Below are 23,162 nucleotides of genomic sequence, written 5' to 3' on the forward strand. Positions count from 1 at the left end.
GCTGTCGGGCGGGGACATTGCCAAGGCGATCGTCGGCGGGATTCAGTCGCTGATGCTCGTCCTGCCTATCGGAGGCATGGGCGTGACCGCCTGGAACGTCATCAAGCGGTCAGTAAAGGGCATTCGCAACCTTCACCAGAGCCGTCCGGCCGCCGGGCTGGCGGTGGGGATTGCCTGCGTTGCCGGTCTGGTGTTTGCCGTTTACACCCTGTGGCCCAACGGTGACTACCGACCGATCCAGAAGCAGGAGCGGTGGACCGCAGGAGAGGCGTTTGAGAAGACCAGGGACATCCCGAGCGGCCGTCCCGGCCTGACCGAGGAGCGGGAGGAGGAGCTGGGCGGTGCTCCGGCGGTGGCGGAGGAATCGGTAACGGGTGAAGAGGAAACCGAGGGCTCTAAGGTCGACCCGACCCCGGAGCCCAGCGCCGACTCGGGATCCGACGAGGACACCGGAGCAACTCCAAGACCTTCGGCTTCAGCTTCGCCCTAGGAAAAGCCGTCCACCGGTAGGCTTGAACGGTGAGCGCAAAGGAGCCCTCGGTGGCAGGTGACTCGGGCGCCCGGCGAGTCCAGGAAGTGGCCATGGGCTACTACAGCTCGCAGGCGCTGTACGTCGCCGCCAAGCTCGGCATCGCCGACCTGCTGGACGGCGGTCCGCAGTCTGCAGACGGCCTGGCAGCCGCGATCGGAGCCGATGCGGACGCGCTCCACCGGACGCTGCGCCTGCTGGCGCAGGAGGGCATCTTCTCTCTCGACGCCGAAGGCCGGTTCTCCCTGAATGCCGCCGGCGCCGAGCTGAAGACGGGGGAGTCCGGGTCGATGCGGGACCTGGTTCTCGTATTCGGGGAGGAGTTCTACCAGGCCTTCGGCGAGTTGCTGGTGGCGGTCAAGACCGGCCGTGACGCATTCCGGATCACCTTCGGCCGAGGCCTGTTCGAGTACCTGGAGAAGTACCCGGACCGGGGCCGGGCGTTCGACCGGGCGATGGGCGCCGGAGCGGTCTTCTTCGCCTCGGTCCCCGCCGCCTACGACTTCGGTTCGATCGCCACGGTCGTGGACGTCGGGGGAGGGAACGGCACATTGCTCGGCTCGATTCTCGCCGCCCACCCGCACCTGAGAGGCATCCTCTACGATTCCGGCCCGGTGGTGGAGTCCGCGAGGTCGAACCTTCATGCCCTGGGTGTGTCGGACCGGGTCACGGCGGTGGCCGGCAACTTCTTCAACGAGATCGCCGCAGGCGGGGACGCCTACCTGTTCGCCCGAATCCTCCACGACTGGACCGACGACCAGTGCCTGACGATCCTGTCCAACTGCCGCAGGGCGATCAACCCGTCAGGGCGGGTGCTGGTGGTCGAACGACTGCTTCCCGGGGCCTACGCCACCGCCACCGACGTCAACATGCTGGCGGTGACCGGCGGGCGGGAGCGAAGCGAGGAGGAGTTCGGCCGCCTAATGTTCGAGACGGGGTTCCGGCTGGAGCGGGTGATGCCGCTACCCCTCGAGTACAACCTGATCGAGGGCGTCGCCGTTTAGGCCCGGCGCAGGGGCCCTCGGCGGAGCGGCTCCCGGCCCGGCGGCTGGGTTGGGTGAGCCCGGGGTGCGGACTCGGGGATCCGGTGGGTCGCCAGGTGATGCTCGAGCAGCTCGAACTCCTTGCCGTGGTGGCTGATGGTCATCGGCTCTCCCGACTTGATCATGTAGGTGGCCTTCTCCTTCAGCACGACAACGGAGAGCTTGCGGTCCCGGTAGCAAAGGTTGAACGCCAGCCGGGTCAGTCCGTCGGGCAGGCGGGGCGAAAAAGCCAGGCAGGGACCTCCGACCCTCAAGCCGCCGAATCCGGCCACGAGCACGTTCCAGGTGCCGGCCATCGAAGCCAGGTGGATCCCGTCGCTGGTGTTGCCGTGAAGGTTGGCGACGTCCACGAGGGCGGTCTCGGCCAGGTAGTCGTAAGCCAGGTCCATGTACCCCAACTCAGCAGCGATCACCGCCTGGCACGCCGCCGAGAGCGACGAGTCGCGCACAGTGATCCGCTCGTAGTAGGCGAAGTCCCTCTCCTTTTGGTCCGGGTCGGGGAAGTAGTCGTGCCGGAGGACCATGGCCAGAACGAGGTCGGCCTGCTTGACCACCTGCTTGCGGTACAGGTCGAAGTACGGGTAGTTCAGCAGCAGCGGGTAGCGTGACGGCGCGGTGTTGGTGAAGTCCCACATCTGGTACAGCGTGTACCCCTCGGACTGAGGGTGCACCTTCAGGGTCTCGTCGTAAGGGACGTACATGGCCTCGGCGGCCGCCCGCCAGCCGGCCGGCTCGTCCTCCCCGAGCTTCAGGGATCGCGACAGGTCCATGTGCCGCTCCACGGCATCCGCCGCCGCCCGCAGATTGTGCTGCGCCATGAGGTTCGTGTAGACGTTGTTGTCGGCCAGGGCGGAATACTCGTCGGGCCCGGTGATACCGTCGATGCGGAACTTGCCCTCACGGTCGAAGTGCCCGAGCCCCACCCACAGGCGGGCGGTTTCGACCAGCAGCTCCACCCCGACGTCTCGTTCGAATCGTTCGTCCTGGGTGGCGTCGACGTACCGGGTGACGGCGTACGCGATGTCGGCGTTGATGTGGAAGGCCGCGGTCCCGGCCGGCCAGTAACCGGAGCACTCCTCGCCGGCAATGGTCCTCCAGGGAAATGCGGCCCCTTTCAGTCCCAGGTCCCTGGCCCGCCGGCGGGCGGCGTCCAGCGTGCCGTGCCGCCATCGCAGCACGTCGCCGGCGGCTTTGGGGACGGAGTGGGTCAGGAGCGGTAGGACGAAGATGTCGGTGTCCCAGAAGGTGTGGCCTTCGTAGCCGACCCCGGTCAGCCCCTTGGCTCCGATCGGCCGCTTTTCCGCCCGGGCCCCCGCCTGCAGGACGTGGAAGAGCCCGAGGCGTGCCGCCTGCTGTACCTCGGGGTCGCCCTCGATCTCTATGTCGGCGCTCTCCCAGTACTCGTCCAGATAGCTCCGCTGCTCCTTCACCAGGCCCTCCCAGCCGGCGTGTTTTGCTGCGGTGAGGGCGGCGGTTACCTGGTCGAACAGGGCCTGGCGGGAGCGGACCCCCGACCAGCCGTAGGCCAGGAACTTGACGATACGGATCTTGTGGCCCGGCTTCAGGGTGCTGGTGAAGGTAACCCGGGCGATGTCCTTGGAGACATCCACGTGGACCGCGGTGTCCTCCGGTCCCTCCCAGATGTGATCCATGGCCGCCGCCAGGCGCAGCTCGCTCCGATTGGTGTGGTGGACCAGCGCCGCCCCGGTGTCCCACTCGGAGAACTGTTCCGACTCGAGCGGAGAGTCGAGGATCTGCGACACCCGGGGGTCCTTGCGGGTTTGGGGGAGAGGCTCGTTGGCGACCAGCTCGGACTGGATGACCACCCGCGCCGGCCCGCCCACCGCTTCGACCTCGTAGAGGATCGCCGCTGCGGCTCGCTGGGTCAGCGACACCAGCCGGGTCGACGTGATCCGGGCCCGCTGCCCGGCGGGGGAGACCCAGTCGACCTCGCGATGGAGCGTCCCGCCCTGCAGGTCGAGCACCCGCTCGTGCTTCTCCAGCTCGCCGTAGCGCACGTCGAACGGCTCGTCGTCCACCAGCAGCCGGATGATCTTGCCGTTGGTGACGTTGATGATTGACTGTCCGGATTCTGGGTCCCCGTAGCCGGGCTCGGCGCTCGGAAGCGGGCGCTGCTCGTAGAACGAGTTCAGGTAGGTCCCCGGCAGGCCGAACGGCTCCCCCTCGTCCAGGTTGCCCCTGAGGCCCAGGTGGCCGTTGGCCAGGGCGAACAGCGACTCGGTCTCGGCCAGCGTGGCGAGGTCCAGGCACTCTTCCCGGACGTGCCACGGCTCCAGCTTGAAGCTGGGTTTTGCTTTCAACTAACCTCCGGCTCCAACTCCAGCAGCTCGGCGAGATCCTGAACGACCAGGTCCGCTCCGGCCTCCCTAAGTGCGTCGGCCTGGCCGGCGCGGTTGACCCCCACAACGTACCCGAATCCGCCGTCCCGGCCTGCTGCCACCCCGGCAAGCGCATCCTCGTAAACCGCTGCGGCTGCGGGCTCCACGCCGAGCATCTCGGCGGCGTGCAAAAACGTGTCCGGGAATGGCTTGCCCCGCAGACCCTGTGCGATGGCGACGTTGCCGTCCACCACGGTGTCGAAGCGACCGGCCAACCCTGCTGCCGCGAGAACCGACGGGGTGTTGGTGCTGGCCGACACGACGGCCCGCTTGAGACCCGCCTGCTCAACCGCATCGAGGTAGCGGCGGGAGCCCTCGAAGGCATCGACCCCCTGCTCCTGCATGATCTCCAGGACGAGGTCGTTCTTGCGGTTCCCCAGACTCTGCAGGGTCAACGAGCCCGGGGCGTCGTCGGGCTCACCCTCCGGCAGGTCGATCGCGCGGGAGGCAAGGAAGGACTTCACGCCGTCCATCCGCGGCTTACCGTCCACGTATGCCAGGTAGTCGGACATCTCGAACAGCTCGGGGACCTTGGTTTTGAGCTCGGCTTCGACTCGAAGGAACTCGTCGAACATCTGCTTCCAGGCCTGGAAGTGAAGAGACGCGGTTGAGGTGAGCACCCCGTCAAGGTCGAAAAGACACGCCGTGATGCCCTCGGGCAGCCCTATGCGGCTCCGCTTCGGTGAGTTTGCAGACAGAAAGCCGGCCTTAATCGCAGAACGGGAAACAGGGTGAGGATATCTTTTCGGCCGCGTCCGCCTTCTTCGGAGCCGGATCACCACCGCCCGACGACGGCGGGGACCCACCCGACTGGCGGTTCGCCAGCACGTCGGCGGCGCTGTTGCCGGCGCCGGGAATGCCGTCCGGTGCCGACTCGGAGTCGTCGTCGTCGACCACCACGGGGTCGTCGGCGCTGGCCAGGGTTGCCGACGGCACGTGCAACCTGGGAGTGACTATCTGGCCGCCGAACCTGGGGCGGTGAAAGTCGGTGCCCTTGGTGCCCTGAAGGGCCTGCGACATGAACTTCTTCCAGATGGTCGCCGGGAACGAGCCGCCGGTGACCTGCTTGCCGCGAACGTTCTGCATCTCCGGGATGTAGCCGTCCGGGTTGGGTGGGAAGCCCATCCACACGATGGCGGTCAGCTCGGGCGTGTAGCCGGCGAACCAGGCGTTCTGGAAGTTCTGGGTGGTGCCGGTCTTGCCGGCGGCCGGCCGCCCGATCTTGGCGCCGGTTCCGGTTCCGGACTGAACGTTGCGCTCCAGAACGTAGTTGACCGAGTCGGCGACGTTGGCGTCGAGGGCCCTCTCCCTCTTCGGGTGACGCTCGACGAGCACCTCGCCGTTGGGGCGGGCGATCTTTGTGACCACCAGGGTGTCCGGCCGCTCCCCGCGCTGGGCGAAGGTGGTGTACGCCCGGGCCATCTCCATCGGGGTGACGTCGGTGGTGCCGAGCGCCAGGGCGCAGCCGGCGTCGAACGCTGGAATGTCGATTCCGGTCCTGCCGGCGATCTCGATGAACTTGTTGGGGGTCACCACGACATCCATCATCTGGGCGTAGATGGTGTTGACCGACGCGAGGGTTGCCTGCGTGATGTCCATCGCGCCGTAGCTTGCGTTGCCGAAGTTTCCGACCTCCCACGGCTTTCCGTCGGCGTTCTTGCACTGCGGGCTGTCCAGCTGGACGGGACCGGCGCCGGAGAAGGTCGAGGAGAGGGATTTGCCCTCATCCAGGAAAGCCGCCAGGGCGAACGGCTTGAAGGCCGACCCGGCCTGCCGACCGCCGCCGGTCGCGTTGACGTCGGCAGCGAAGTTGAAGCCGCGGGACCGATCGATGTTGTCGACCTCACGACCGCCGACCATCGCCCGGATCCGGCCTTCGGGATCCATCGCAACCAGGGCCACCTCGGGGTCGTCCGGGCGGTCCAGGGTGGTGCGGACGGCGTGTTCGGCCGCATCCTGCGCCTTCAGGTCAAGAGTGGTGTGGATCTGCAGGCCTCCGGCCAGGATCTCCTCGTCGTTCAAACCGAAGTCCCGCTTGAGAATGCGCCTCACGTACTCAACGAAGTAGCCGGCACGGGGCGAGTCGACCTCGATGGTCATGCCCGGCTTGTACTGGGCGAGCAGGTCCTCGGCTTTGGCCGCCTCGGCCTCCTCCGCCTTGATATAGCCGCCGGTCTTCATGCCGTCGAGCACCCGGTTGCGGAGGTCAACCGAAGCCTCCAGGTTGCTTCCAATCTGGTACCGCTCCGGAGACCGGATTGCGCCGGCCAGGTAGGCGGCCTGCCCGGTGGTCAGCTCGTTGGCGCCGACCTTGAAGTAGGTGCGGGCCGCGGCCTCGGCGCCGTAGGCTCCCCGGCCGAAGTAGACGGTGTTGAGGTAGCGCTCCAGGATCTCCGTCTTGTTCATCTCGCGTTCCAGCTGCATCGCCCAGAAGACCTCTTTGAGCTTGCGCATGTAGGTGCGGTCCTTGCCGATCTCCGGCATGGTGTTGCGGACCAGCTGCTGGGTGATGGTGGAGCCGCCCTGCTGGATCTCGCCGCCCTCGAGGTTCGCGCGGGCGGCACGTACGATGGCCTTGACGCTCATGCCGTTGTGTTCGAAGTACTCCCGGTCTTCGGTGGAGACCACGGCCAGCTGCAGGGGCTTCGATATGTCGTGCAGCGGGACGAGAGTCCGGTTCTCCTCGCCGTGCAGCGTAGCGATAACCTGGCCGTCGGCCGCCAGCATCTTCGACGACTGCGCCGGCTTCGTCATCTCCGGGAGGGGCAGCGTTACCAGCCGAGTGAGGCCGTAAATCCCCGAAACTGCGAGCACTGCACCAACGGCCATCCAGGGCCACTTGGCCAAAACGCGGGTGAGTGCTGAGTGAAGTCGCATGTTTACGAGGTTCAGTCCGTTCGTGGCCATCGTAGCCGGTTCGTACCCTGGCTCGGAATAGAGGAAACCAAGGAAAATGTGAAGGTGAATCCGCCCGAGGTTATCGATGCCCAAAGAATGAATCGAGCGGTTCTGGCCCGGCAGCTTTTGATCGATCGAGCAGCCGCCTCCACGCCCGAGATTCTCGAAAAAATGGCAGGCTTGCAGGCCCAGTATGCGCCCTCTTCCTACGTCGGTCTGTGGTCTCGCCGGCTGGGGATGGAGCGGTCCGATCTTGACGGTGCGCTGAACGACCGATCGGTGATCCAGGGCACCCTCATGCGGGTCACCATCCACCTCGCTTCCCGCGACGACTACTGGCTGTTCGCGGCCGGGTTGCGGTCGGCCCGCCGGCAGATGTGGCTGCGGCTGATGAGGGGCCAGCGGACGGACGACCAGATGCAGGCCCTGGCCGATCGCACCCGTACGATTCTGTCCTCCGGTCCCATGAAGCGTGCCGAGTTGGTCAAACAACTCGGCGTCGACAGTGAGACGTGGGTGGGGATCGGCCTGTGGGTCGACCTCGTCCGGGTGCCGCCATCGGGGACCTGGGCCCGGCGCAGGGCCGATCTCTACGGCCTGGCGGAGGACTGGGTCGGCCCGTGCACGGTTGCTGAGGAGCATGGGGTCGACCATCTGATCCGGCGGTACCTCGACGGTTTCGGACCGGCGGGCATGGGCGACCTGGTCAGCTGGAGCGGCCTTCCGGCTTCGATGCTTGCGCCGAGGCTGGAGGCGATGGAAACCGTCTCGTTTCAGGATTCGTCCGGCAGGGAGCTTTTCGACCTGCCGGGCGGGCTGCTGCCGGACCCGGGGACGCCGGTGCCGGTCCGATTCCTGCCGACCTGGGACGCCTCGCTGCTGGTCCACTGCAGGCGCGCCGGGATCCTGCCCGAGCGCTACCGGGCCCGCGTGTTCCACGTCAAGAACCCCCAGTCGGTGAACACCCTCCTGGTCGACGGCGCAGTTGCCGGAACCTGGAGAAACGACAAGGGCCGGATTGTGGTGGAGCCGTTCGAACCGCTGGATCCGGCGACGCGGCGGGAGGTCGACCAGGAGGCGTCCCGCCTCGAGGCTTTCGTTAGCGGAGTTTCGGGGGATAGTTGAGTTATGGAAAACCTGATGGGCAGCCTCCTGATCGCCAGCGGATCGTTGATGGACCCGAACTTCCGGCGGACCGTCGTGGTCATCACCGAACACAGCGACCAGGGCGCCGTCGGCCTGGTTCTCAACCGCCCGGCGCCGGTGACGGTGGCCGAGGCGACCCCCGACCTGGCTTCGTTGGTGGAGCCAGGCTCGCCGATATTCGTGGGCGGCCCGGTGCAGCAGGAGGCGGCCATCGTGCTGGCAGACTTCGAGTCGTTCAACGACTACGGCCGGATCGTCGTGGGCTCCATCGGATTGCTGTCGACCTACAACGGCGAGGGCGACGACCCGGCCATCAAGCGGGCCAGGGTTTTCGCCGGCTACGCAGGGTGGGGCCCCGGTCAACTCGAATCGGAGGCCGAGGAGGACGCCTGGATCATCGAGGACGCATTCCCGGAGGACATCTTCACCGACGAGCCGAACAAGCTGTGGAGCGCCGTGCTGTCCCGCAAGGGGGGCAGCTACCGCCTGCTGTCTTTGATGCCGGAGGATCCCTCCAACAATTGATCAATTGATGGGGTGGATTCCGGACGAGCTGGCTTATGCCGGCCGGGAGAACCGGGACCCGGTTCACGCCGCCCGGTACGACCAGAAGATGGACGCCGAGGCGAAGCGTGAGCTGGCCGAGCTACTGAGGCTCGGCATCGGCAAGGAGTCCACGGTGGTCGACCTCGGCGCCGGAACCGGCCAGTTCGCTCTTGAGGCCGCATCGGCGGTCAAGCGGGTGGTCGCAGTGGACGTTTCCGAGGTGATGCTCGGACGCCTTCGGGAGAAGCTGGAGGCCTCCAGGGTGACCAACGTCGAGTGCGTTTCGGCGGGCTTTTTGACCTACGAGCACGACGGACATCCGGCCGATCTCGTGTACAGCAGGTTTGCGCTGCACCACCTGCCGGACTTCTGGCAGGCGATTGCCGTCGACCGGATAGCCGGGATGCTCCGGCCGGGCGGGATCTTCCGGCTGTGGGATGTGGTCTACAGCTTCGACCCGTCGGAGGCGGCCGAGGTACTGGAGGCGTGGATGTCGAGTTCCGGTGCGGACATCGAGGGGGAGTGGCTCCGGTCCGAGTTTGAGGATCACATTAGGGACGAGAACAGCACCTTCACCTGGCTGCTGGAGCCGATGCTGGAGAAAGCAGGGCTGAAGATCCAGAGGGCGGAGTACAGCGACGATCAGATCTTTGCTCAGTACATCTGCGTGAAGGCTTAAAGCTAAACCGAAACGGCTTTCGAAAACGGAGCCGCTATCGATGAGAATTGTGGAATGAACGACTTCATCAAAGTGGCGGGCGCCCGCGAGAACAACCTGAAGAACGTCACTCTCGAGATCCCCAAGCGGCAGATCACCGTGTTCACCGGGGTGTCCGGCTCAGGTAAGTCGTCTTTGGTTTTCGACACCATCGCATCGGAGGCCCAGCGGCAGCTGAACGAGACCTTCACCGCGTTCGTCCGGAACTTCCTGCCCAGCTACAGCCAGCCCGACATCGACTCGATCGAGAACATCTCGACCGCCATCGTCATCGACCAGAAGCGGATCGGCGGCAACTCCCGCTCGACCGTCGGCACCATCACCGACATCAACCCGCTGATGAGGCTGCTCTACTCCCGGGTCGCCAAGCCGTTCATCGGCTGGTCCAACGTCTTCAGCTTCAACGACCCCCAGGGCATGTGTCCGGAGTGCGACGGCATCGGCCGGACCACCCAGCTCAACCTCGACAAGTTTTTCGACAAAACCAGGTCTTTAAACGACGGCGCCATCCTGCATCCCGACTACAAGGTGGGCGGTTGGTGGTGGCGTCTGTACGCCCAGAGCGGTTTCTACTCCGCCGACAAACCCCTGCAGGATTTCACCGAGGACGAGTGGCACAAGCTGCTCTACCACGAGGACAAGCTGCCCCTGGAGTTCGCCGGCTCGGAGTTCAACGCCACCTACGAAGGCATTGTCACGAAGTTCAAGCGGCTCTATGTAGCCAGGGACGTCAACGAGATGCCCGAGCGCACCCGGAAGGTGTTCCTCTCCTTCGTGGACTCCGCCACCTGCCCGGCTTGCAAGGGCCTCCGGCTGAACGAGGCCTCTCGCAGCGCCAAGATCGACGGCTACTCGATCACCGACCTGTGGGCGATGGAGACCAACGAGCTGATAAAGGTCATCCGCAGCTTCTCCGACCCCCTGGCGGCCCCGATCTGCAACAGCCTGGTCGAGCGCCTGGACCACCTGATCACCATAGGCCTCGGCTACCTCAGCCTGGACCGGCAGACCGCCACCCTGTCGGGCGGTGAGTCGCAGCGGATCAAGATGGTTCGGCATCTGAACTCCAGCCTCACCGAGATGATGTACGTCCTGGACGAGCCAAGCGTGGGCCTTCACGCCCGTGACACCCAGCAGCTGAACGAGCTCCTGTTCCGTTTGCGGGACAAGGGAAACACGGTGCTGGTGGTGGAGCACGACCGGGATGTCATAGAGATTGCCGATCACGTGGTGGACATGGGCCCCAAAGCGGGCGCTCAGGGCGGACATGTGGTGTACGAGGGGAGCGTCGATGACCTTTACGAGGCCGACACCCTCACCGGACGGTTCATGAAGCACAAACTTCCCCTGAAGGAGAACGCCCGGCCGCCTTCGGGCAAGCTCCGGGTTGAGAACGCGGCCGCGAACAACCTCAAGAACGTGACCGTCGACATCCCCACCGGGGTCTTCGTCGTGGTGACCGGGGTGGCCGGCTCGGGCAAGAGCTCATTGATCAACGACTCGTTCCTGCCTCTGTACCCGGAGGCGGTGGTCATAGACCAGGCGGCGGTCGGCGTCTCCCGCCGTTCCAACGCCGGAACCTACACCGGGATGATGGACGACATCCGAAAGCTGTTCGCCAAGGCCAACGACGTGAGCCCTTCGTTGTTCAGCTTCAACTCCAAAGGCGCCTGCCCCAACTGCCAGGGGCTTGGGGTGATCTACACCGACCTGGCGTTCATGGAGGGCTACAAGTCGCCGTGCGACGTCTGCGAGGGCAAGCGCTTCACCGCCGACGTGCTGGAGCACAAGGTTCGGGGCCGATCGATCAGCGACATCCTGGAGATGACTTCGGCCGACGCTCTGGACTTCTTCACCGAGAAGAAGGTGGGGAAGGTCCTTGCGGCACTGGTCGACGTCGGACTGGGCTACCTCAAGATCGGCCAACCGCTGAACACCCTGTCCGGCGGTGAGTGCCAGCGGCTGAAGCTGGCGACCGAGTTGCACAAAAAGAGCAGTATCTACGTAATGGACGAGCCGACCACCGGCCTGCACATGTCGGACGTCGGGCACCTGCTGGAGATCATCGAGCGGCTCGTGAGCCAGGGGAACACGGTGATTGTCATCGAGCACGACCTGGATGTGATCAAGAACGCCGACTGGATCATCGACCTGGGTCCGGATGCCGGCAGCGCCGGGGGAGAGGTGGTCTTCGAGGGGACGCCGAGCGACCTGGTGAAGGCGGCGAATTCACTGACCGCCGACCACGTCCGGCGGGATCTGGAGATATTCGCTACCGTCTGAGGCGTGAGCGACGTTATTCAGATTGCCGGAGCCCTGGGCGTCCTCGTGCCGTTCGTGCTTTTGCAGGCTCGCCGGGTCGATTCTGCGTCGCTCCCTTACCTGGTACCGAACCTTTTGGGCTCGGGCCTCCTTGCTGTGATCGCAGCCCTCGACCGCAACTGGGGTTTCCTGCTGCTCGAAGCGGTTTGGGGCGCGGTGGCGGCCAAGGGGATATTCACCAACCTCTTCGGCGCCGGGGGCCTTCCCGCCGACGATAGGGCGTGACGGATCCGGGGAATCCCGTCTTCACCGTGGGCCACGGGGCCCGTTCCATCGATGAGTTCCTTGAGGTCCTGCTGGACGCGGGAATCGGGTTGCTGGTCGACGTGCGCCGCTACCCCGGTTCCAAGCGACACCCCCACTTCGGAAGGGGGGCCCTCGGCGACGCTCTTGCCCGGTCGGGGGTTGCCTACGAGTGGTGGGGAGAGAGCATGGGGGGCCGCAGAGAACCGGACGAGCAGTCCGAGGTACGGCACGGCACCTGGGAGATCGAAGCGTTTCGTGCCTACGCGTCCCACATGGACCGGCCCGAGTTCCGTGAGGCGCTCAAGCGGCTGATGCAGGTTTCGCAGGAACGCAAAGCAGCCGTCATGTGCTCGGAGACCTTGTGGTGGAGGTGCCACCGCCGACTGATCGCCGATGCCGTCGTGGCCGCCGGCGGAGGTGTCGTTCACCTGGGGATGGGCAGGCCGCAGCCACATCGACTGACGGGATTCGCCCGTGTAGACGAGAATGGGTTGCTGGCATACGACGGGAACATCTCGGCAGCCCCACTCCAACGAAAGGCGAGCGCCATGGCGACAAAGACTCCACCCGACGAGGGGCCGAACCCCTTCGTAATCAACATCGAGGAAGCGACCCTCGCCAACGACAACTACCGAAGCACCCTTTGGACGGGGAAGAACCTGCAGATGACCGTGATGAGTATCGAGCCGGACCACGACATCGGCCTGGAGGTCCACGAGGACGGCGACCAGTTCCTGCGAGTGGAAGCCGGCAAGGCCCGGGTTCAGATGGGACCTGCGAAGGACGACCTGCCGTTCGACCGTGAGGTAGAGGACGACTGGGCCATCCTGGTGCCGGCCGGCATGTGGCACAACGTCACGAACATCGGCGCCGATGACATGAAGGTTTATGCGCTCTACGCCCCGCCGGAGCACCCTCACGGCACGGTGCACGCTACCAGGGCAGAGTCGGACGCAGCCGAGCACTGAGTTGGGTAACCCAACTTTTTCTTCGTCAAATGTCGATTTCTCTCCGGCTGGTTCGACGCATGGGTGAAAGCCCAAAACGTCGTACGAAAGGAGACTTGAGATGACGAGGAAACTGGTTGTAGGAACGTTTGTCACGCTGGACGGAGTCATGCAGGGACCCGGCGGCCCGGACGAGGACCGCGAAGGCGGCTTCGAGCACGGCGGCTGGAGCGTCAACTACTGGGACCAGATGATGGGCGAGACGATGGACGCCCAGATGCCCAAAGCGGACACCCTTCTTCTCGGCCGGAAGACCTACGAGATCTTCGCCGCCCACTGGCCGCACATCAGCGACGACCCGGTGGCCGACCAGCTCAACCGCATGCGCAAGTACGTTGCCTCCCGCACCCTGGACAACCTCGAGTGGAACAACTCCACCCTGCTCGAAGGGGAGGTGGCGGAAGCGGTCGCCAGGCTCAAGGAACAGTCCGGCGCCGAGATCCACGTGACTGGAAGCTGCGACCTCATCCAGACCCTGCTGCGTCACGACCTGGTCGACGAGTTCGTTCTCTGGACCTTCCCGGTCGTCCTTGGAACCGGAAAGCGGCTCTTCGGTGAGGGCACCGTGCCCGCAGGCCTCGCCTGTGTCGACACCAAGGTCTCCACCACCGGCGTCACGATCTCGACCTACCGCCGGGCCGGCGCCATTGAGTACGGCTCTTTCGCCATCGAGGACCAGGAGTCGGTCTCTGCCTAGACCTTCTTGGCGTAGCGCTCGTAGTTCATTCGAAAAAGGGCGATCACGTCGTCCACGTCGTCGGGGCCGGAGATCCGCTTGCTGACCCACCCGCTGTCCGGCAGGACATGGTGGGGGAGCGCCCTTCCGGCCTCGATGATCTCGTTGCGGATCCTTTTCGGAAACGGCAGGTCCGCCAGGCGGTCCCCGTGGATGTGGCCTATCTCCACCTTGCCCATGCGGAACTCGGTCCCACCGAACCGGTGGTCGACGCAAGCTACGCCCGCCCAACCTCCCACGGCGTTGCGGATCGTGTCGTGAATGCTCAGCTGTTCGGTCGTCTGCTCGGTCATCGGTTTCTCCCTTTGGCGTCTCCGTCAGCTTAAGAGTTGAAGTCGGCTTGAGGTCAAGCGGGGCCCGATAATGGGCCGATGGCCGGCTGGACGTGTCCCGACTGCAAACGACGGTTCCGGCGCGCCACCCAGGCCCACGAATGCGCGCCGGCGATGTCGCTGGAGGAGTACTTCTCGACCGGCCCGCGACACGAGAGGCCGGTGTGCGAGGCGGTCCTGGAGTACGTCGAATCCATGGGAGAGGTGCACGTCGAGCCGCTGTCGGTGGGCATCTTCCTCAAGAAGGCGCAGACCTTCGCCCAGCTGCGGCCGATGCAAAAGTGGGTTTCATTGACGTTCGCTCTTACGCGCCGGGTGGTCCACCCGACGATCACTCGAAAGGTGGTGCCCTACTCGGGCCGGTACTACCACGTGTTCAACCTGCGAACCCCGGACGACTTCGATGACCGGATCCGGGCCTGGCTGGCCGAGTCGTACCTGGACTCGCCGGACTAGCTGGCGGCTTCGAGCTGCTCGGTCAGCTCCAGCCAGCGGGTCTCCAGCTCGGATTGCCGGTTCTGCAACGCCTTCAACGCATCGACGTGTTCCTGTAGGCCCAGGTAGTCGCTCTGGTCGTGGGTGGCGATGTTGTGGTTGGCTTCCTCGATCTGCGCCGGCATCTTGGCCAGCTTGCGCTCTATCGAAGCGATCTCCTTGCGGGCCTCCCGGGTGGCCTGGACGTCGAGCTTGCGGGGCTGATCCTTGGAAGCAGCGGCGGCGGGCTTATCGGGGACGCCCCGGAGCTGCTCCAGGTACTGGTCGACCCCGCCCGGCATGTGCCTCAGACGCCCGTCGAGGATGGCGTACTGCTGGTCGGTCACCCGCTCCATGAGGTACCGGTCGTGCGACACCACCAGCAGCGTCCCCGGCCACGAGTCCAGCAGGTCCTCCATCGCAGCCAGCATCTCGGTGTCCAGGTCGTTGGACGGCTCGTCGAGCACCAGGACATTCGGCTCGTTCAGCAGGATCAGCAGCAGCTGCAGGCGGCGCTTCTGCCCGCCGGACAGCTTGCCGACCGGGTTGGAAAGCTGGGCGGTCTTGAAGCCCAGCCGCTCCAGCAGCTGAGCCGGGGTCATCTCCTTGCCGCCGGCGACGTAGGTGGTGCGCTCGCTTTTGATGATGTCGCTGACCCGCTCGTCCGCCATGTGGTCGAGCGCCGCAGGCTCCTGGGTCAGGGTCGCCACCTTGATGGTCTTGCCCCGCTTCACGTGGCCCGAGGTCGGCTTCAGCTCCCCGGTGATCAGCTTCAGGAGGGTGGATTTCCCGGCGCCGTTGACGCCCAGGATGCCGCTGCGCTCGCCGGGCTTGATCAGCCAGGTCACGTCACGTAGGACCTGCTGGTCGCCGTAGGAGACCGAGACGCCGACCAGGTCGACCACCTCCTTGCCGAGACGGCTGGTGGCCATGCGCATCAGCTCGACCTTGTCCCGGACCGGCGGTTCGTCGGCGATCAATGCGTTGGCGGCGTCGACCCGGAACTTGGCTTTGGTCGTCCGGGCGGGGGCGCCCCGGCGCAGCCACGCCAGCTCCTTCTTCATCAGGTTCTGGCGTTTGGCCTCGGAGACGGCGGCCATCCGGTCCCGCTCCACCCGCTGGAGGATGTAGGCGGCGTAGCCTCCCTCGAACGGTTCGACCATCCGGTCGTGGACCTCCCAGGTGGTGGTGCAGACGGCGTCCAGAAACCAGCGGTCGTGGGTGACGACCACAAAGCCGCCGCTGTTGGGGGCCCAGCGGCGCCGGAGGTGTTGGGCGAGCCAGGTGATTCCCTGGATGTCCAGGTGGTTGGTGGGTTCGTCCAGGAAGAGAACGTCGTGGTCGCCCACGAGGACGCCGGCCAGTGCCACCCGGCGCCGCTGCCCGCCGCTCAGGTCGCCGACCGTCGCGTCCCATGGGACGTTGGAGATGAGCCCGTCGATCACGTCACGGATAGCCGGGTCGCCGGCCCAGGTGTGGTCGGGGGTGTCGCCGACGACGGCGTGTGCCACGGTCTGGTTCGGGTCGAGGGTGTCGGACTGGTCGAGCATCCGCACCGTGGTGCCCCGCCGCATCGTCACGCGGCCGGAGTCGGGCACCAGGCGCCCGGAGAGCAGGGAGAGAAGGGTCGACTTGCCGTCGCCGTTGCGGCCGACGATGCCTATGCGGTCGCCCTCGTTTACGCCGAGCGTGACGGAGTCGAAGACGACGCCGTGCTGGAATTCGTGATGGAGGGCTTCAGCCCCGAGAAGGTGCGCCACGCTTCGATGCTAACCGAGGGCCGTCCACGGGCCGGATGGGTCTTAACCACATCCGGCCGAGGAGATTAGTCCTTGAAGCGGCTGGCGGGGTCGAGCTCGGTGTGGGGCTTGGGGGAGTAGTGGGTGATGCTGGGCTCTTCGTCCCGCTTGATGACCTTCGGGAACCTCTTCTCGGCAGCGGGAGCGGCGGGGGCCTCGGGTGCCGCTTCTTCGACGGCTGCTTCTTCGACGGCTACGTCGGCCTCGGTCTCGGGAGCTACTGCTTCAACTTCTGCAACCTGGGTGTCTTCGGTCAAAAGTGTTCTCCTTGCGGGGCTTGCACGCGAAAGGACCCGCTGCTGCGGGTCTCCAACCAGTTTAACCGCTTACGACCCGCTACTTGGGTGCCTGCGTCAGTCCCAGGGAGCGGCGCCCGGGCCGGTCGCCCGGTGGCGCATTGCCTCCAGGGCGACGGCCTTTCCGACCGGGGTCAGCGCCATCCCCGTGGAGAAGTCCCCCGGGAGGAACAGCCCCATCTCGCCGACCGGCAGGACGGTGGGGTCGAGGGCCTTCATGAGGCTGATCTCGCTGGGAGGCTGCCCGGTTCCGGCCTCCCGGTAGTTGGCCTCGGTAGCGGCCTGGCGAATGGTCTCGATGACCGCTCCGAGGGTCGCCTCACCGTCGACGAGCATGGCGAACATGACCTCGGCGGCCAGCCGCTGGTACGGGTTGCCCCCGAGCAGGCTTTGCGGGAACAACCTCCAGCTGCCGAGCGGGTCCTCCAGCGTCTGCTCTCCCGCCTTCGTCAGCACCAGCTCACCCTTCAGCTTCCGGGTCAGGCCTAAGCCGGCGGCGATGTCCAGCAGGCGGGCCTGCTCCCGTCCGTGCTCGGCCCCCGGCGCGATGCTCCGCAGAACCTCGGTCAGGGGCGGGTAGGGGTCGGTGGTTCCCGGAGGAAGCTCGATGGGGTGCAGCAGCCGGTTCGCCAGTCTGGAGACCAGGCGCTGCCGGGTCTCGCTCGGTTCGACCTTGATCCAGTTCTGGATCCGTTCGGTGTTCATGACGTCCAGCGGCGTCTGGCCGCCGAGCATGAAGTTCGGGTTGTTCAGGTAGGTCCGCACGAGCTTGCGCTGCTTGCGCTTCCAGTCCTTGGTCCCGGGCTCCAGCTCACCGGAGGCGACCGCCAGCTCCAGGAAGTCCTGCACGCCGCTCAGTATGTTCGCCTCCTCGACGCCCATGGCGGCGGCCCACTTGAACTCCGGCAGGTCGGGCGGGTAGATCCCGGACGCCAGATTGGCCTCCCGGAACGCCATCAGGCCGACCTGCGGGTTCTCGGTGTAGGCCTGGTGCACCTTCTGGGTGGTGTCGGACCGGCAGATCTCGGCGTAACGCGGCAGCTCGAGCAGGTCGAGGGCGGTCGCCAGGGCGGCCGTGATTGCGGCACGGGCCTCGTCGGTCGGTCTCATCTTGATCGGCAGGTCGTACCAGACGAACCGCTGAACCCGCTCCTGGGTGATCCGGCCGGCGCCACCCCCGCCCGTGACCACGCCCAGGGCGGTCCCCGCCAGCTGGGCGGTTTCGGGGTCCTCGGCGGCGATCGTGCCGAGGGCTTGTGCTATCGCCGGGTCCATTTCGGGCATGTGGTGCTCCTAGGGCAAAACGTAACTTTGACTCAGGCTAACTCTAAGAGCCTGAGGGTTCTTTCAAATACTCGAAATGCATCCCATCGGGTTCGGTCCAGCGGCCCCCCCAGGTAAGGTCGTGGCTCTCTAGCACCTCCACCAGCCGCGGGTCCATCCTCGGCTCCGCTCCGTAGGGGTTCTGGGAGACGTTGAAGTCGAAGGCGATTCCCCAGGCGTGGTGGGAGATCCCCGAGTGGGGGTCGCTGTTCAGGAACCGAGGAGCGAAGCATCCGCCGAAGTCGTTCCGCCGCACCAGGCCGGTCAGCCCCTTCTCGGCGACGTCCTGCATGGCCTCCCGGACCACCGGAATCAGCTTGTTGTGGCACCGGGTCTCCCCGAGGAGCGGGAAGCTCACGTTGGAGGTGTTCTCTTCGATCCACGCGGGGTCGACCGTCAGGTTCCGGCCGGAGCCGGGTCTGCCGGCGAACTCCCCGAACTCCTTTTTGATCTCGACCTGGGGAAGGATCTTCCCGCCCGGGCGGAACACCGCAGCGTCGGCGGGGCCCCTCAAATCGAGCCGGGCGCCGGCCGGCAGCTTGGCTCGAAGGGCATCCTCTGCTTCCGAGCGGTCGGTGCCCCGGTCCAGCTCGACCAGAACGTACTTCAGGTCCGAGATGCCGAGCGTCTTGCTGGTGTCGAGCGACATCACGACCTCGTGGCTCGAAACCAGCTCGTCGGGGACCACCCCGGCAACCGGAATGGTGGTGTTACCGAAGGTCAGCGCGCCCTTTTCGTCGATGCCGCGCAGGGCCGCACCCGACACTCCGAGCAGCGCCCCGCCGTTCGCCAGAGCTTCGAACTGCTCCTTGTGGGAGCCGGGGACGAAGTAGGAGTAGTCCTCCGGTACCACCGCCAGAACCTCGATCGGAACCATGAACCCGGCCGGGGGCTCACCGGGGGTACCCCCATCGGCGGTCCAGGAGGTGAGCCAGCCGACACCGTTGCGGGCGGTCGCCACCGCGCCGATCCCGTCGACATCCCGGGCGGCCTCAGCCAGATCGGGGAGCAGTGAGTCGGTGGTCCAGGTGAGCAGGATGGGCGCTTTCGCCTCCCCTAGAACCGGGTCGGCCCGGCCCCAGAACAGGTTGGCGGCAAACCCGAGCACGGCAATAAGGAGCGCCAGAACGACAATGCGCCGGGCGCGAAAGCTACGGGTTCTGGTCATCAACCAATAGTAGAAGTGGTTGGGGCAGAAGCCGGTTACAGGCGTTCGAGCAGCCGGGAGACTTCCTCGATCAGGTGGTCGACGTCCATGTCCAGATCCCGAAGCACGTCTCGCGCCATGTTGTCCTCCTTCAGGACGCCCAGCAGGACGTGCTCGGTGCCGATGTAGTTGTGGCGCAGGTTGGCGGATTCGGTCATCGCGGCCTCCAGGGCAACCCGTGCGCCGGTGGCGAAAGGAAGGTGGCCGTCGGGCGCCTCGGCCAGCGGAGGGTTCATCTCGGCAACCCTGGCCCTGACCTGATCGAGGGTGATCCCCACCGAACGCAGCGTCGCAGCGGCAACCCCGCTCTCCTCCCGCAGCAGGCCGAGAAGCATGTGTTCGGAGCCGATGTAGTCGTGCCGGAGGTCTCGGGCCTCCTCCTGAGCCAGGATCACCACCTGCCGGGCGGCGGCGGTGAACCTCTGCGGCTTGAAGGCGCTCCTGACTTTCTGCAGCAGGCCGCCCGACGCCGACGGGCTTCGGGCCAGGAACTTCTCCTCCAGGCTGGCCCCCAGCTCCCGCAGCTGGTGGGGTAGGTCCTCGAGCTTCGACTGGCCCTCGAGCTTCGCCTGGCCGGCGTTGAACCGCTGCTGAGCCCCCTGTTTGGTGACCCCGAGCTGCTGGCCTATCTGCGACCAGGACATTCCCGACTCCCTGGCCTGCTGGACGAAGTAGTCGAGCAGCTGGTCGGTGAGGGAGTTGAGCTCCTGCGAGAGGGCCGACGCCTCGGTGAGGCGCGCCTGGCCGTTGCCGTTCTCGGCTCGATGGTTAACGAGCTCGATGAGATCGTCGAGAGTCAGCGGGCCTTTAAGCATGCGTCAAATGTAGGTTGACGGATCGCCCGGGTCAAGGGTGTTTGTGTTCGAGTGCCGGCCTTCCGTTCTGTGCCGGCCACCGCTTTTCAGGCGTTGGCGTGGTTCCGCGGCCGACCAGGTCATTGATTAGCTCGTGGGTCGCATCACGCTGAGCGATGTTCCGAACCTATTCCCCCCATGCCTCAAGGCCTGATGCTAGGATTCGGCGCGATACCACCGACCTAGTGGCGGGGCTGCCGAATGATCAAAACGCATCGAGTGCAGGCGGGCGGCAGGGTTGTTTCGACCTTCCTGTTGGCGCTGTTGGTTGCATCCTTTGTCACGATCCTCGCCTCCCCGGCCATGGCCCTCGGGCTGAGCATCAATCCGAGCTCGGGAACCGCCGGAACGCGGGTTACTGTGAGCCTGAACGGAGTTACAAGCCCGTGCACCGTGACCTTCGACGGAGCCGTGGTAGTACCACCCTCCTCCTGCCAGCCGGATGGCGGGGGCAATGTCTCGACTGCGTTCACCGTTCCCTCCGGGGCCGGAGCAGGACCGCATAACGTTGTAGCGACGATCACGTCGGTCGGGGGCTCAACCACCACATCGGTCACCTTCCGCATCGGCGCTCCTCCCGCACCTCCTCCGCCTCCACCGCCCCCGCCGGTGCCCCCGGCCCCGAAGCCTCCGGCGCCGCCACCTCCTGCACCGCGTCCCCCGGCTCCTGCGCCGAGGCCGCCTGCGCCCGCCCCCCGGCCCCCGGCCCCGGCTCCCGTGCCGCCGCCCCCGTCGGCCACCCGGACCCCGACACCCACCCCCTCTGCTGCTGAGACCCCAACGCCGGGTGCTTCGCCGACTCCAACCCAGTCGGTTTCACCTACTCCTTCGCCGACCTCAACCGATGTCTGTGACATCCAGGCATCGGCGGTCGAGAAGCTGACGGTCAGCCCGACCTCAGGCGGGTCCGGCAGTAACACCACGGTCACCATCGACTGGGCCCCCGATGCCGGTACCGGTTGTGCCGACGCCCGCGCACAGATCCGGGTCAACGGCGAACCGGCCAGCGACCCGATTCCGGTCGGGGGCGCCGAGGCCGAGGTCGACGTTGAGATTCCGGAGAGCGTGGGCGACGGCGAGATCAACGTTGCGCTGGTTTCCGTGGGAGCCAACGGACGCTCCCTTGCCAGCACCACCTTCACCGTTGAAGACGGGGACGGAGACGGCGACGACGAGGAGGTCTCCTCCTGGCTGCTGGTGTCGGCCGGAGTGATCGCTACGCTGGCCGCCATCGCTTCCCAGCAGCTGTACAGCCGCAGAAGGGCTCGTTACGGCCGCAGGTAATCCTGCCAAGTGGCTGTACAGTTTCAATTCGAATGAAAGACAAGCCCCGCTACGCCATCGTCCGCCCTCCTGCCGACTCTTTCTTCCGTGCGGTCTCCGACCATAAAGAAGCGGGGAAGATCGACCCGAAGAACGCTCGCCGGCAGCACGAGAACTTCCGCTACATCCTCGAGGACCTGGTCGGCGAGGTTGTCGAGCTGCCCAAGAACGAGCGGTTTCCCGACTCGTGCTTCACCCAGGACACCGCGATCGTCCTGAAGAATCGTGCGCTGCTCATGCGAACCGCCACCCCCAGCCGCCGGGGCGAAGAGAAGTTGATTGCCAAGGCGCTGGCTCCGCGGGTCGACACGGTGGACTTCGTTCCGCCGCCGGGCACGGTCGAGTGCGGAGACATGATCCTTCTGGGCAACCAACTGCTGGTCGGTCGATCCCGGCGCACGACGCCCCACGGGATCGACTTCGTCAAGAGCTGGGCCGGGGACCTGGGCTACAAGGTGGTACAGGTCGAGGTTCCGATGGGGGTCCTGCACCTGACGACCGCAATATCGGTCATCCACGACGGCCTGGTGATGGGCCTGCCCCACGTCCTGGAGCACCCGGTGTTCGACCGGGTCAACACACTGCCCGTGTACGACGACCCGATAGACGCCTGCAACGTGCTGGTCATCGGGGACCGGGTGATCGCATCAGGCGAGTACAAGGTGCACGAGCTGCTGGAGAAGGAGGGCTTCACAGTGAGCAGGCCGGACCTCTCCGAGTTCATCCGGGCCAACGGCGGGCCGAGCTGCCTGGCGATCCTGATCGAGTAGTTCAGGCGGGTTAGGTACCGGTCCAGGCCCGAACGGTGTCCTCGCCGTCATCGTCCCGGTGCCCCGCTAGGACCGTTTGAATCGGGAACGGGATGACGATTCCTGCCTGGCGGTACCGTTGGTGGACCCGTTTCACGAATTCGTGCCGGACAAGGTACTGGTCGGTGTGCTCCTTCACCCGCAAAATCACGTTGAAGCCGATGCTCGAGTCGGCGAAGGTGTGGTACCTGACGATCGGATCGAAGCCGACGACTCCGCCGCTCACCTCGTTCATCACCTCCCGGCCGACCTCGGTGGTTACCTGCTCCACCCTCTCGAGATCGCTGCCGTAGCTGACTCCGATCGGCACCAGCAGCGCCATCTCGGCGGCCGGCTGGTAGTAGTTCGTGAGAATCGCCGATGCGAGGCGGGAATTGGGAACGACGATCATGTTGTTCCGGAGATTGCGCAGGGAGGTGTTGCGCCAGTTGATGTCCTCGACGTAGCCCTCCTCGCCGGTGTCCAGTACCACGTAGTCGCCGGGAATGACCTTGCGGGAGCCGATCACATGAAGTCCGGCGAAAAGGTTGGCGAGCGTGTCCTGCAGTGCCAGGGCGACCGCAAGGCCCCCGACTCCGAGGGCGGTCAGAATCGGGCCGACCGAGACCCCAAGGGTCTGAAGAGACACCAGCAGACCGATGGAGATGACTGCGAAGCGAGCGATGTTGGCGAAGATTGAGGTGGCCCCGGGAAGGCGCTGATGCCGCGAGGCATAGCTGCCGACAAGTCTCCCGGTAGCTCGGGCGGCGGCAAAGGTGCCGGTGACAATGGCGCAGCCGAGTAGAAGTTTGGAGGCCGCCTGCTGGAAGGCCGGCCGGAGAGGTAGGGCGACTACCGCCCCGTATCCGCCAGCGATGACCGCCCACGCCAGCACCACCTGGGCAAGTCCGCTTTGGACTATGTGACGTGCGCGGTGCTCATCTTTGGCTTCGGCATCATCCGCCGGAACGACACGCCTTCGCAAAAGATGGCGCGCCAGCAGGCCGAGAAGGGCCGAACCAAGGACCAGGGCCAGGGCCAGGATGATCGTGGTTGAGTTCAGGTCGTCGGTGCTCAATGGGAGCTCCCTCTTGATGCGTATTTGGTTCCGACGCAATCAACTCCGGCTTGAGTTGACGATCGTTCCGAGTGCGGCGTGGTGCCGCAAAGGGCCTG

23 protein-coding genes and 1 pseudogene are annotated in these 23,162 nt (G+C 65.8%); 13 read left to right on the plus strand and 11 right to left on the minus strand.

Features of this window, described 5'->3' with window-relative positions; genetic code table 11:
• Positions 1–490: hypothetical protein (locus VFV09_00085; protein ID HEU4866100.1), on the plus strand; the 490-nt coding region annotated here is incomplete at its 5' end.
• Between the two features lie 29 nt (positions 491–519).
• Positions 520–1,533, plus strand: a complete 1,014-nt coding sequence (locus VFV09_00090) for a methyltransferase (GenBank protein HEU4866101.1) — start codon at positions 520–522, stop codon at positions 1,531–1,533.
• Here the strand turns inward: VFV09_00090 and VFV09_00095 are convergent.
• From VFV09_00095 to VFV09_00105, 3 genes are read right to left on the minus strand one after another with little or no spacing between them, the layout of a single operon-like run.
• A complete protein-coding gene (locus VFV09_00095) occupies positions 1,530–3,893 on the minus strand; it encodes a glycosyl hydrolase family 65 protein (protein HEU4866102.1) in 2,364 nt (787 codons plus the stop codon). The two genes, VFV09_00090 and VFV09_00095, sit on opposite strands and share 4 nt — an antisense overlap.
• Positions 3,890–4,639 (minus strand): beta-phosphoglucomutase family hydrolase, encoded by a 750-nt coding sequence (locus VFV09_00100; protein HEU4866103.1) that lies wholly within the window; start codon positions 4,637–4,639, stop codon positions 3,890–3,892. The genes VFV09_00095 and VFV09_00100 overlap by 4 nt, the downstream gene beginning before the upstream one ends.
• Before the next feature lie 40 nt (positions 4,640–4,679).
• Positions 4,680–6,800: a transglycosylase domain-containing protein gene (locus VFV09_00105; GenBank protein HEU4866104.1), complete on the minus strand. Its 2,121-nt coding sequence runs from the start codon at positions 6,798–6,800 to the stop codon at positions 4,680–4,682.
• A gap of 165 nt (positions 6,801–6,965) precedes the next feature.
• Here VFV09_00105 and VFV09_00110 point away from each other — a divergent pair, with 165 nt between their 5' ends.
• From VFV09_00110 to VFV09_00145, 8 genes and pseudogenes are all read left to right on the plus strand, one after another.
• Positions 6,966–7,994, plus strand: a complete 1,029-nt coding sequence (locus VFV09_00110; GenBank protein HEU4866105.1) for a winged helix DNA-binding domain-containing protein — start codon at positions 6,966–6,968, stop codon at positions 7,992–7,994.
• 3 nt (positions 7,995–7,997) lie between these two features.
• Entirely contained in the window at positions 7,998–8,540 is a 543-nt protein-coding gene (locus VFV09_00115) for a YqgE/AlgH family protein (protein HEU4866106.1), read from the plus strand.
• Between the two features lie 7 nt (positions 8,541–8,547).
• Positions 8,548–9,240 carry a class I SAM-dependent methyltransferase gene (locus VFV09_00120; protein HEU4866107.1) on the plus strand — a complete coding sequence of 231 codons (693 nt, stop codon included), beginning with the start codon at positions 8,548–8,550 and terminating at the stop codon, positions 9,238–9,240.
• A 54-nt stretch (positions 9,241–9,294) separates the two neighbouring features.
• A complete protein-coding gene (locus VFV09_00125; protein ID HEU4866108.1) occupies positions 9,295–11,562 on the plus strand; it encodes an excinuclease ABC subunit UvrA in 2,268 nt (755 codons plus the stop codon).
• A 3-nt stretch (positions 11,563–11,565) separates the two neighbouring features.
• Positions 11,566–11,826, plus strand: a complete 261-nt coding sequence (locus VFV09_00130; protein ID HEU4866109.1) for a hypothetical protein — start codon at positions 11,566–11,568, stop codon at positions 11,824–11,826.
• A 26-nt stretch (positions 11,827–11,852) separates the two neighbouring features.
• Positions 11,853–12,233: pseudogene (locus VFV09_00135) on the plus strand (DUF488 domain-containing protein).
• A 162-nt stretch (positions 12,234–12,395) separates the two neighbouring features.
• Complete coding sequence (locus tag VFV09_00140) at positions 12,396–12,815, plus strand: cupin domain-containing protein (protein ID HEU4866110.1); 420 nt, start codon at positions 12,396–12,398, stop codon at positions 12,813–12,815.
• A 100-nt stretch (positions 12,816–12,915) separates the two neighbouring features.
• Positions 12,916–13,551, plus strand: coding sequence for a dihydrofolate reductase family protein (locus VFV09_00145; GenBank protein ID HEU4866111.1), 636 nt, complete (start codon positions 12,916–12,918; stop codon positions 13,549–13,551).
• On the opposite strand, the gene VFV09_00150 is transcribed toward VFV09_00145, so the two are convergent.
• Positions 13,548–13,859 (minus strand): luciferase family protein, encoded by a 312-nt coding sequence (locus tag VFV09_00150; protein ID HEU4866112.1) that lies wholly within the window; start codon positions 13,857–13,859, stop codon positions 13,548–13,550. The genes VFV09_00145 and VFV09_00150 overlap by 4 nt on opposite strands.
• A 102-nt stretch (positions 13,860–13,961) precedes the next feature.
• Between VFV09_00150 and VFV09_00155 the strand changes: the two genes are divergently transcribed.
• A complete protein-coding gene (locus tag VFV09_00155; protein HEU4866113.1) occupies positions 13,962–14,378 on the plus strand; it encodes a DUF5655 domain-containing protein in 417 nt (138 codons plus the stop codon).
• Here VFV09_00155 and VFV09_00160 read toward each other — a convergent pair.
• The 6 genes from VFV09_00160 to VFV09_00185 form a co-directional block, all read right to left on the minus strand.
• Positions 14,375–16,156 (minus strand): ABC-F family ATP-binding cassette domain-containing protein, encoded by a 1,782-nt coding sequence (locus VFV09_00160; GenBank protein HEU4866114.1) that lies wholly within the window; start codon positions 16,154–16,156, stop codon positions 14,375–14,377. The genes VFV09_00155 and VFV09_00160 overlap by 4 nt on opposite strands.
• A gap of 65 nt (positions 16,157–16,221) precedes the next feature.
• On the minus strand, positions 16,222–16,452 hold the full coding sequence (locus VFV09_00165; GenBank protein ID HEU4866115.1) for a hypothetical protein: 231 nt from the start codon (positions 16,450–16,452) through the stop codon (positions 16,222–16,224).
• A gap of 96 nt (positions 16,453–16,548) precedes the next feature.
• Entirely contained in the window at positions 16,549–17,775 is a 1,227-nt protein-coding gene (locus tag VFV09_00170) for a hypothetical protein (GenBank protein ID HEU4866116.1), read from the minus strand.
• Positions 17,776–17,818: 43 nt separating this feature from the next.
• Positions 17,819–18,982 carry a M15 family metallopeptidase gene (locus tag VFV09_00175; GenBank protein ID HEU4866117.1) on the minus strand — a complete coding sequence of 388 codons (1,164 nt, stop codon included), beginning with the start codon at positions 18,980–18,982 and terminating at the stop codon, positions 17,819–17,821.
• Between the two features lie 35 nt (positions 18,983–19,017).
• The gene (locus VFV09_00180) at positions 19,018–19,836 is read right to left on the minus strand and encodes a Clp protease N-terminal domain-containing protein (protein ID HEU4866118.1); all 819 of its coding nucleotides are present in this window, start codon (positions 19,834–19,836) and stop codon (positions 19,018–19,020) included.
• A 221-nt stretch (positions 19,837–20,057) separates the two neighbouring features.
• Positions 20,058–20,615, minus strand: coding sequence for a hypothetical protein (locus tag VFV09_00185; GenBank protein ID HEU4866119.1), 558 nt, complete (start codon positions 20,613–20,615; stop codon positions 20,058–20,060).
• Here VFV09_00185 and VFV09_00190 point away from each other — a divergent pair.
• Complete coding sequence (locus VFV09_00190; protein ID HEU4866120.1) at positions 20,593–21,159, plus strand: hypothetical protein; 567 nt, start codon at positions 20,593–20,595, stop codon at positions 21,157–21,159. The genes VFV09_00185 and VFV09_00190 overlap by 23 nt on opposite strands.
• Before the next feature lie 32 nt (positions 21,160–21,191).
• Positions 21,192–21,968 carry an arginine deiminase family protein gene (locus tag VFV09_00195; protein ID HEU4866121.1) on the plus strand — a complete coding sequence of 259 codons (777 nt, stop codon included), beginning with the start codon at positions 21,192–21,194 and terminating at the stop codon, positions 21,966–21,968.
• Positions 21,969–21,978: 10 nt separating this feature from the next.
• On the opposite strand, the gene VFV09_00200 is transcribed toward VFV09_00195, so the two are convergent.
• Positions 21,979–23,064: a mechanosensitive ion channel family protein gene (locus VFV09_00200; protein HEU4866122.1), complete on the minus strand. Its 1,086-nt coding sequence runs from the start codon at positions 23,062–23,064 to the stop codon at positions 21,979–21,981.
• Positions 23,065–23,162: the final 98 nt, after the last annotated feature.

This window comes from Actinomycetota bacterium (assembly GCA_035759705.1).
Classification (GTDB): domain Bacteria; phylum Actinomycetota; class CADDZG01; order JAHWKV01; family JAHWKV01; genus JAJCYE01.

What these genes read in the sequence shown, in the direction of transcription:
- VFV09_00105 (HEU4866104.1), bottom strand. Translation starts at nt 6,800, where the DNA reads ATGGCCGTTGGTGCAGTGCTCGCAGTTTCGGGGATTTACGGCCTCACT.
- VFV09_00110 (HEU4866105.1), top strand. Translation starts at nt 6,966, where the DNA reads ATGAATCGAGCGGTTCTGGCCCGGCAGCTTTTGATCGATCGAGCAGCC.
- VFV09_00115 (HEU4866106.1), top strand. Translation starts at nt 7,998, where the DNA reads ATGGAAAACCTGATGGGCAGCCTCCTGATCGCCAGCGGATCGTTGATG.
- VFV09_00120 (HEU4866107.1), top strand. Translation starts at nt 8,548, where the DNA reads ATGGGGTGGATTCCGGACGAGCTGGCTTATGCCGGCCGGGAGAACCGG.
- VFV09_00125 (HEU4866108.1), top strand. Translation starts at nt 9,295, where the DNA reads ATGAACGACTTCATCAAAGTGGCGGGCGCCCGCGAGAACAACCTGAAG.
- VFV09_00140 (HEU4866110.1), top strand. Translation starts at nt 12,396, where the DNA reads ATGGCGACAAAGACTCCACCCGACGAGGGGCCGAACCCCTTCGTAATC.
- VFV09_00145 (HEU4866111.1), top strand. Translation starts at nt 12,916, where the DNA reads ATGACGAGGAAACTGGTTGTAGGAACGTTTGTCACGCTGGACGGAGTC.
- VFV09_00155 (HEU4866113.1), top strand. Translation starts at nt 13,962, where the DNA reads ATGGCCGGCTGGACGTGTCCCGACTGCAAACGACGGTTCCGGCGCGCC.
- VFV09_00170 (HEU4866116.1), bottom strand. Translation starts at nt 17,775, where the DNA reads ATGCCCGAAATGGACCCGGCGATAGCACAAGCCCTCGGCACGATCGCC.
- VFV09_00175 (HEU4866117.1), bottom strand. Translation starts at nt 18,982, where the DNA reads ATGACCAGAACCCGTAGCTTTCGCGCCCGGCGCATTGTCGTTCTGGCG.
- VFV09_00180 (HEU4866118.1), bottom strand. Translation starts at nt 19,836, where the DNA reads ATGCTTAAAGGCCCGCTGACTCTCGACGATCTCATCGAGCTCGTTAAC.
- VFV09_00195 (HEU4866121.1), top strand. Translation starts at nt 21,192, where the DNA reads ATGAAAGACAAGCCCCGCTACGCCATCGTCCGCCCTCCTGCCGACTCT.